The sequence below is a fragment of the Pedobacter sp. MR2016-19 genome (assembly GCF_014947265.1).
In the GTDB taxonomy this organism is placed as follows: Bacteria; Bacteroidota; Bacteroidia; order Sphingobacteriales; family Sphingobacteriaceae; genus Pedobacter.
Genome location: NZ_JADCNK010000033.1, coordinates 26,527 through 33,415, shown reverse-complemented (window position 1 = coordinate 33,415; position 6,889 = coordinate 26,527). Strand labels below are relative to the sequence as shown.

6 protein-coding genes and 1 pseudogene are annotated in these 6,889 nt (G+C 32.5%); 5 read left to right on the top strand and 2 right to left on the bottom strand.

Going from position 1 to position 6,889, the window contains the following annotated elements:
- Positions 1-455 precede the first annotated feature (455 nt).
- Positions 456-596 carry a transposase gene (locus IM793_RS25210; RefSeq protein ID WP_370629851.1) on the bottom strand — a complete coding sequence of 47 codons (141 nt, stop codon included), beginning with the start codon at positions 594-596 and terminating at the stop codon, positions 456-458.
- A 336-nt stretch (positions 597-932) separates the two neighbouring features.
- On the opposite strand from IM793_RS25210, the pseudogene IM793_RS25205 reads away from it, so the two are divergent.
- Positions 933-1,073: pseudogene (locus tag IM793_RS25205) on the top strand (UDP-galactopyranose mutase); the annotation flags it as partial.
- Between the two features lie 299 nt (positions 1,074-1,372).
- On the top strand, positions 1,373-2,053 hold the full coding sequence (locus IM793_RS23970) for a putative nucleotide-diphospho-sugar transferase (RefSeq protein WP_193425935.1): 681 nt from the start codon (positions 1,373-1,375) through the stop codon (positions 2,051-2,053).
- Between the two features lie 604 nt (positions 2,054-2,657).
- Here IM793_RS23970 and IM793_RS23965 read toward each other — a convergent pair.
- Positions 2,658-3,368: a LytTR family DNA-binding domain-containing protein gene (locus tag IM793_RS23965; RefSeq protein ID WP_193425933.1), complete on the bottom strand. Its 711-nt coding sequence runs from the start codon at positions 3,366-3,368 to the stop codon at positions 2,658-2,660.
- A gap of 421 nt (positions 3,369-3,789) precedes the next feature.
- Between IM793_RS23965 and IM793_RS23960 the strand changes: the two genes are divergently transcribed.
- The 3 genes from IM793_RS23960 (at position 3,790) to IM793_RS23950 (ending at position 6,874) form a co-directional block, all read left to right on the top strand.
- Positions 3,790-5,379, top strand: a complete 1,590-nt coding sequence (locus tag IM793_RS23960; protein WP_193425931.1) for a thioredoxin domain-containing protein — start codon at positions 3,790-3,792, stop codon at positions 5,377-5,379.
- 190 nt (positions 5,380-5,569) lie between these two features.
- Complete coding sequence (locus IM793_RS23955) at positions 5,570-6,214, top strand: glycosyl transferase (RefSeq protein ID WP_193425929.1); 645 nt, start codon at positions 5,570-5,572, stop codon at positions 6,212-6,214.
- The gene (locus IM793_RS23950) at positions 6,215-6,874 is read left to right on the top strand and encodes a glycosyl transferase (RefSeq protein ID WP_193425927.1); all 660 of its coding nucleotides are present in this window, start codon (positions 6,215-6,217) and stop codon (positions 6,872-6,874) included.
- The last annotated feature ends 15 nt before the right edge of the window (positions 6,875-6,889 follow it).

Sequence of the window (6,889 nt, the reverse complement as noted above, 5' to 3'; positions counted from 1 at the left end):
TTATGCCACCTTTTCAGTTTATTAACCTCTTCCTCCGAAGCGGGATGCAAAAGTAGGAAAAATATACATCCAAAGATAATCGAATAAGCCTTTATTTGATTATCAACCCCTAACCAAATGAATATCAATAAGTAAAAATTGAAAAACACAAACTAAAACAGTCATATGTTTAATAAAAAACTGGTTTTTCTGCCAAACGAACCACTCGGAACCTTCAGATATCGTTTCATAATAATATAAGATCCCTAAAGTTGTATAATTACTACTTCATCTATTGTATTTAGTCCATAAATTTCCAAAGTACAGATGAAGTATCCTTTAAGCACAGCATATCACCCATTAGTTTTTAGATAATTTCTTAGATTTTAGTATATTTGACTAGTTCTATTCATATTAAAGGATATAATTATTAGTTAATATTGAATTACTAAAGATCAAGCGGAAAGTTGGGGGCTTTAAGCATATATTTTCCATAATCTAAATAAGAAGAACTTCACATCCCTTACCCCTCTTGGAGTTGCTCTAAGAGATTTGATCTTTGCATTGAAAGATTCTGCCGATGCATTCGTAGTCCTGTTAATGAAAAAGTTTAGAATAGATAATTAATGCGCCTTTATTGATCTTGTCACAGTTCTAAAAGAGTCAATACCACATTCTTCTACCTCATTGTACCATAATGCTAAACGCTTAATGCCTGCTCATTACTTTTACATACCCTAATATCTCCCCGAGCTTCAAGGATATTATATGCTGTCTTCAGTTTTGGATAATGCTAAAATAGCAGTTCTGCTCTTATTTCTGAGCTTAGGTCCATTTTAAGTGATGCTTAAATAAAAGGTGCTGGTGCACGCCAGTATTTAGGGTATAATAAATTGATTGACGCCTTTGTCAGGGATTGAAGTCAGAACAAGTACTGATTTTTTGAAGGCAAGTCGAAATGGTTAGGAAGATCTACAACCGTAGTATATACAGGAAAAATAGATGAATTCTATGAATATAAATTTGGTCATCTGGAATACAAAAGTTTAAGATTGAACAGGAAATACTTGATATCCCAAACTTCCAATGCGTAGCATTGATCAATTCTACAGAATGAAACCAGGGTTATGCACCTATCATTGATACATAAACACCTTGAATTCAGAAAAAAAAACTGTAATTACCAGAGAATATACCGAAGAATAAACCCCAGGTAAAGAAGTATATTATCCAATTACCGACAAAAAACCTCAAAGTTAAATCGTACTTAACACTTGCAAGACTGGAATAAAATATTATTTTTGATAACCGCTAGCTGAATATAAGTATTGTGATATGCATCAAATAATTGCTTCGGCTATAAAGAAAATTAAGTACCTAATTGAAAAATGAAATGTCTAAAATTACAAAAATATATTCGTTTTATACAGATGAAGTAGTAGAGCTGAAATCTATTTTTCAAAATAGTATTAAAGATGATTGGGAAGTTCATATAGAGTATTTGGGGAAAACAGGAGAAGGAAATGGAAATTTTGCAACGAAAGGATGGTACCAAATTATCCAAACCAAGATCAGTTTTTTGATCGAAAAAATCAAGGAAAATCGAGGAGATATTATCATTTGGGCAGATATAGATATTCAATTTTATGGAATGTGTTCTGAATTAATTTATTCTGCCATTGCCGGTAATGACATTGTCTTTCAAGCTGAAAGATGGCCTCTAAAAGAGGTGAATAGTGGCTTCACAGCAATCAGATGTAATGACCTCACCCTCTTGTTATATGAGCTTATTTTGCAAAGTGATTTTGGGGAAATGCCATTTGCAGATCAATCTGCCATGAATCAGATTCTAAGGGAAAATAAAATTGCCATTAAATGGAATGTTTTACCAAGACAATTTTGGGCCACATCTCATTACATGTTTGACTCACTTATGCCGCCAAATGATATTGTACTTCATCATGCAAATTGTACAGCACCAATATTAAGGGATGGTATGATGATTGGATCTATCCAGCTGAAGCTCGAGCAATTTAAGATAATTAATCATTATTTATCCTCACGGCAAGATTGATACTTTTTACGAAAATAAACCATTCATTGTTAAATGCAGTTATGACTATATTTTTTTTATGAAACAAATTACGGATGATACGCTATACCATAAAACTTACAAAAAAGAGGTTGAGAATTCATACTCAATAATCAACAAAGTTTTCTATAATTCTCAAACATTCAGAACAGCTCATATGCTTCTGAATTGTGATTAAGCGGGATACAAGGTGAAAATAACCAATAGAGAGTAGCCAAATTCAGAAAAAAGCAATTCGTACCATAGATCGGGTGGAAAAAAAATATTGAAGAGGGTTTTAAAGATATTTTTAGATCGTCATGCCGGTCGGCACGTGTATGAAACAAAAACAGACGCGATTTAGATTCGAAACCAGCAGCTTTATCTTGATCTGCTAAAAATAATTAAGGCTGTTTGCTGTATAAAATTTAGAGCTCATTTTGCATGTAAGATACAGCCACAGGCTGTATCAGCAGCCAACTAAATTATACATGAGATAGAATTGCAGGCATTGTATAGTTAATGCTTAATCGACAATATTCCAATAGTACAAAAAATCAAGGATAAAGCACTGATTATATATTCAATCATAAATCATAAGCAAATTTTAATATTTCCTTATAAGTTCTGTCAAAAACCAATCAAATTTGCCCTTATAAGCATCGCTAACTGAGACCTCAAGACCGTTTTTTAACATAAGTTTATATCCCTCCACTTTTTTAATATGTTTTGCAGAGATAATATTGGATCTGTTTATACGTAAAAAATCCGGATGTATTTTAAGATCCTCATCTATAGAAGATAATTTGTAATAAGGAACATAGATTTTGCTTAGAGTGTGGATCTTGATATAGTTTGATGCCCCTTCAATTACAATAATATTCTCCGTATAAATTTTTACGACCTCATTCTTTGATCCCAACTTTACCATGATGAACGGTTTTTCTTTAACAAACTTCTCAATAACCTCTCTCATCACAAAATTGAATTTTTTAAAATCAAAGGGCTTTGCAAGAAACTGTCTTGCATTTATACCATACCCCTCAAGAGCATACTTAACATGTGCACTTACGAGGATAAGATTATTATATTTTTGAACCAGATGCCCCGCAAGCTCAATGCCGCTCATATTTGGCATTTCCACATCTATAAATAGAAAATCAACGGGCTTATTTATTTTTTTTATCCTTTTTATTGCCTCAAGGGGATCGTTAAAACAATCAATAAGTTTTAATGCAGGAATCTTCAAAATATATTCTGCAATCTGTGCAGTAGCAAAGTGATCATCGTCTACAACGATGCATGTGAAAGTATTCAAAAGGTTAATTTATGAGCGTTCTATTAAATGGTTATTTAACAATAATAAAAAAATAATTACCAGGAACTAATTTACCGATAGAAAAAACACAATTATGCCATTTATTGATATAAATCATTTGGGCTTAACATAGCAGTTTTTCCAGAACATTAACGACAAAAGCTTTTAATTATTATACCGATTGCTTTATCGGTAATTAACCCGGTAAGTGTAAGTTCAGAGGAAGTATTTCGACACGGGGTAAAGACAAAATCGATATTTTTATGACCGCTCAAAAAGCAACGAGATATTTAGTTGTAAATTTTATCTTTTTTCGGGTTTGCATAAAATTTTAGGGGGGTTGGAATAAAAAAGAAAAAAATAGGCTCAATTATTTGCAATTTGTAATTGTAATTTTTTTTTATAAAAATACTAATCAAATATGATTTCTTTTAAAAAGCAGCAAGACAATGTCGAAGCAGTAACGCAGCTATTAGTTAAAAATCTAAAGGTCAAGGTAACTGCAACGACCATTAGACAATGTTTAACGAATCATCCAGATTACCCGAGCCTCATGGCTATTGATGATTGTTTAACCGAATGGCAAATAGCTAATCTGGCTTACCAAACTGATAGTGAAAATTATGATTCAAAAACCATGCATTATCCATTTTTAGCACACTTTAAAACAAATGGTGGTAATCTTATTTTGGTACATAGCATTATTGGTGGTAAAGTATTATATAGTGATGAGAAGAACAGGGAAGCTTCAATGACTGAAGTAGATTTTTTAAAAAAATGGAGTGGTACATGGCTATATGCTGAAGCCAATAAAGCAAGCGGAGAGGCCAATTATAAAAGTAGCGATTTAAAAGAAAAGTTCGACAAAGCAAGAACTCCCCTACTTATTTTGCTCGCTATTCTTGCTGTACTCATTCGCGTTAACTATCAAATTCTTATTCCGAGTTATGCCTTAATGTTATTTTTCAAGCTTATAGGTCTGTCTACAGGAATATTATTGCTGATACAGAGTATTGATGCGGGTAACCCTTTAGTACAAAATCTTTGCGGTTTAAATAGCAAAAACAATTGTAATGCCATTTTGAAAAGTGAAGCCGCCAAGGTTACTTCTTGGTTAACCTGGAGCGAAGTTGGTTTTTTTTATTTTGCCGGGTCACTGCTTACACTACTGGTAAACCCAAATAGCCTGACAATATTGGCATTTATAAATCTTTTTACCTTACCTTATACTGTTTACTCTATTAACTACCAGTATCGACAAAAAAATTGGTGTGTATTGTGTTGTACAATACAAGTTTTACTTTGGCTAGAGTTTGTAACGAGTATCGGCTTTGACCTGATAACCTTCAGGCAAGCAGATCTAACAACTTACACGCTCTTTCTGTTACTATTTTGCTTTGTGCTGCCGATTGCATCTTGGGCATTTCTCAAACCTTTTTTTAATAAAGCTACACAAGTAAGTAGCTTGAAGCAACAATTAAAGAAATTCAAGTATAATAGTGAGCTCTTTATACAAGCTTTAAAGAACCAACCACATTATGACGTTCCAGAAGATTTAATGCCTATCATACTAGGGAATCCACTTGCCGAAAATATTATTACTATGGTAAGCAATCCGTTTTGTGGCCCTTGTGCAAAAGCTCATCAACAATTAGATGAATGGTTACATCAACGTGATGATTTGCAGTTGAAAATAATATTTACTACTGCAAATCATGATGATGATGAAAAAACAAAAATGGCTCGCCATATTCATGCCTTGGCCAAATCAAACGACATGGCTTTGGTAGAAAATGCTTTGAGTGATTGGTATGCTCAAACTCAAAAAAAATATGATACTTGGGCTGAGCAATACCCGGTAAGTTTTAATGGAGATATAAATAACGTAACGGAAAGACAAAAGGCATGGTGCGAGCTGGCCGAAATTGCATTTACACCAACCATATTGGTAAACGGCTATAAACTACCGGAACCGTACAAACTGGAGGATATAAAATATTTAATCAATTAAAGAACGTAGTGAAAAATCATAATTAAACTAAAGTAACATTTGCACTGCCAGGATGAATCTATTTAAATGATACCTCAATCTGGTCAAATAACCTTAACCCCACTAAATTGAAATATAAAAGTTATTATGACAGGATTGATTGTTTATACCAAAGAAAAAAATAATTATTGATTAATCTAAGATTATAATAATGCAAAAAACTATAAAAACTTATATCATCAATTTAGAAAAGAGAATAGAACGAAGATCTCACATTATTTCTCAATTTGAGGCTGAAAAAGCATACAAGATAAACTTGATAAAAGCCATTGAAAATGAAAATGGTGCTCTAGGTCTATGGCAAACAATAGTAAATATCATACAAAATTTGGCTCCAAAACAAGAAGAATACATTTTAATATGTGAAGATGACCATGAATTTACAAAAAATTACGGCATGGCTAAACTATTGAATGCCATAAAAGAAGCCCAACAAAAAGAAGCAGATGTTTTACTGGGCGGAGTGAGTTGGTTTCTTGATGCATTACCTCTTTCGGAGAACCTGTTTTGGGTGGATCAATTTACAGGCACACAATTTATGATTGTTTTCAGTAAATTTTTTCAAACAATTATTAACGCCGATTTTAATATCGGAGATACTGCTGACAGAAAAATATGTTCATTAACTGTGAATAAATTTATTATTTACCCTTTTCTCTCTACCCAAAAAGAATTTGGATACTCTGATGCTACTCAATTTAATAACAAGGAAGGCTATGTAACTGAAATATTTGAAAAGAGCGATATTATTTTATCCCATTTAGTTAAAGCGAAACATTTCTATAAAACAATTTAAATGAGCGGAGCATTAGAAAACATAACCATTCCTACTTATATCATTAATTTGCCTGAACGCAATGAACGTAGAAAGCATATTATAGCACAATTTAAAGGCAAAACAGAATTTTCCATTCAAGTTGTGGAAGCGTGTGAACATAAAATAGAGGCTATTGGTCTATGGCGAAGTATGATTAAAGTAATTCAATTAGCTATTAAAAACGAAGATGATGTAATTATTATTTGTGAAGATGACCATGAATTTACTAAAGCTTATCAAAAGGAATATCTGCTTACTAATATAATTGAAGCACATGAACAGGGGGTAGAAATTCTTTCAGGAGGCATAGGTAATTTTGGCTATGCCTTACCATTAACGCTTAATCGCATGTGGATAACTCCCTTTCAATCTACACAGTTTATAGTATTATACAAAAGCATTTTCCCAAAAATGTTGAAGTATAAATTTAAGAAAAATGATGCAGCCGATATCGTCTTATCCGGACTTACCAGCCATAAGATGATACTGTGTCCTTTTATTTCCAAAAAAAAGGATTTTGGTTCTTCGGATATTATGGCTGTATATGACGAAAAGCCAGGATTGGTACAAGAAATGTTTGTTCGTACTGAAGAAAGGTTGGAAAGAATTCGAAATGCCTATATAAGGTATTTGTCTTGAAATTATATATATTTG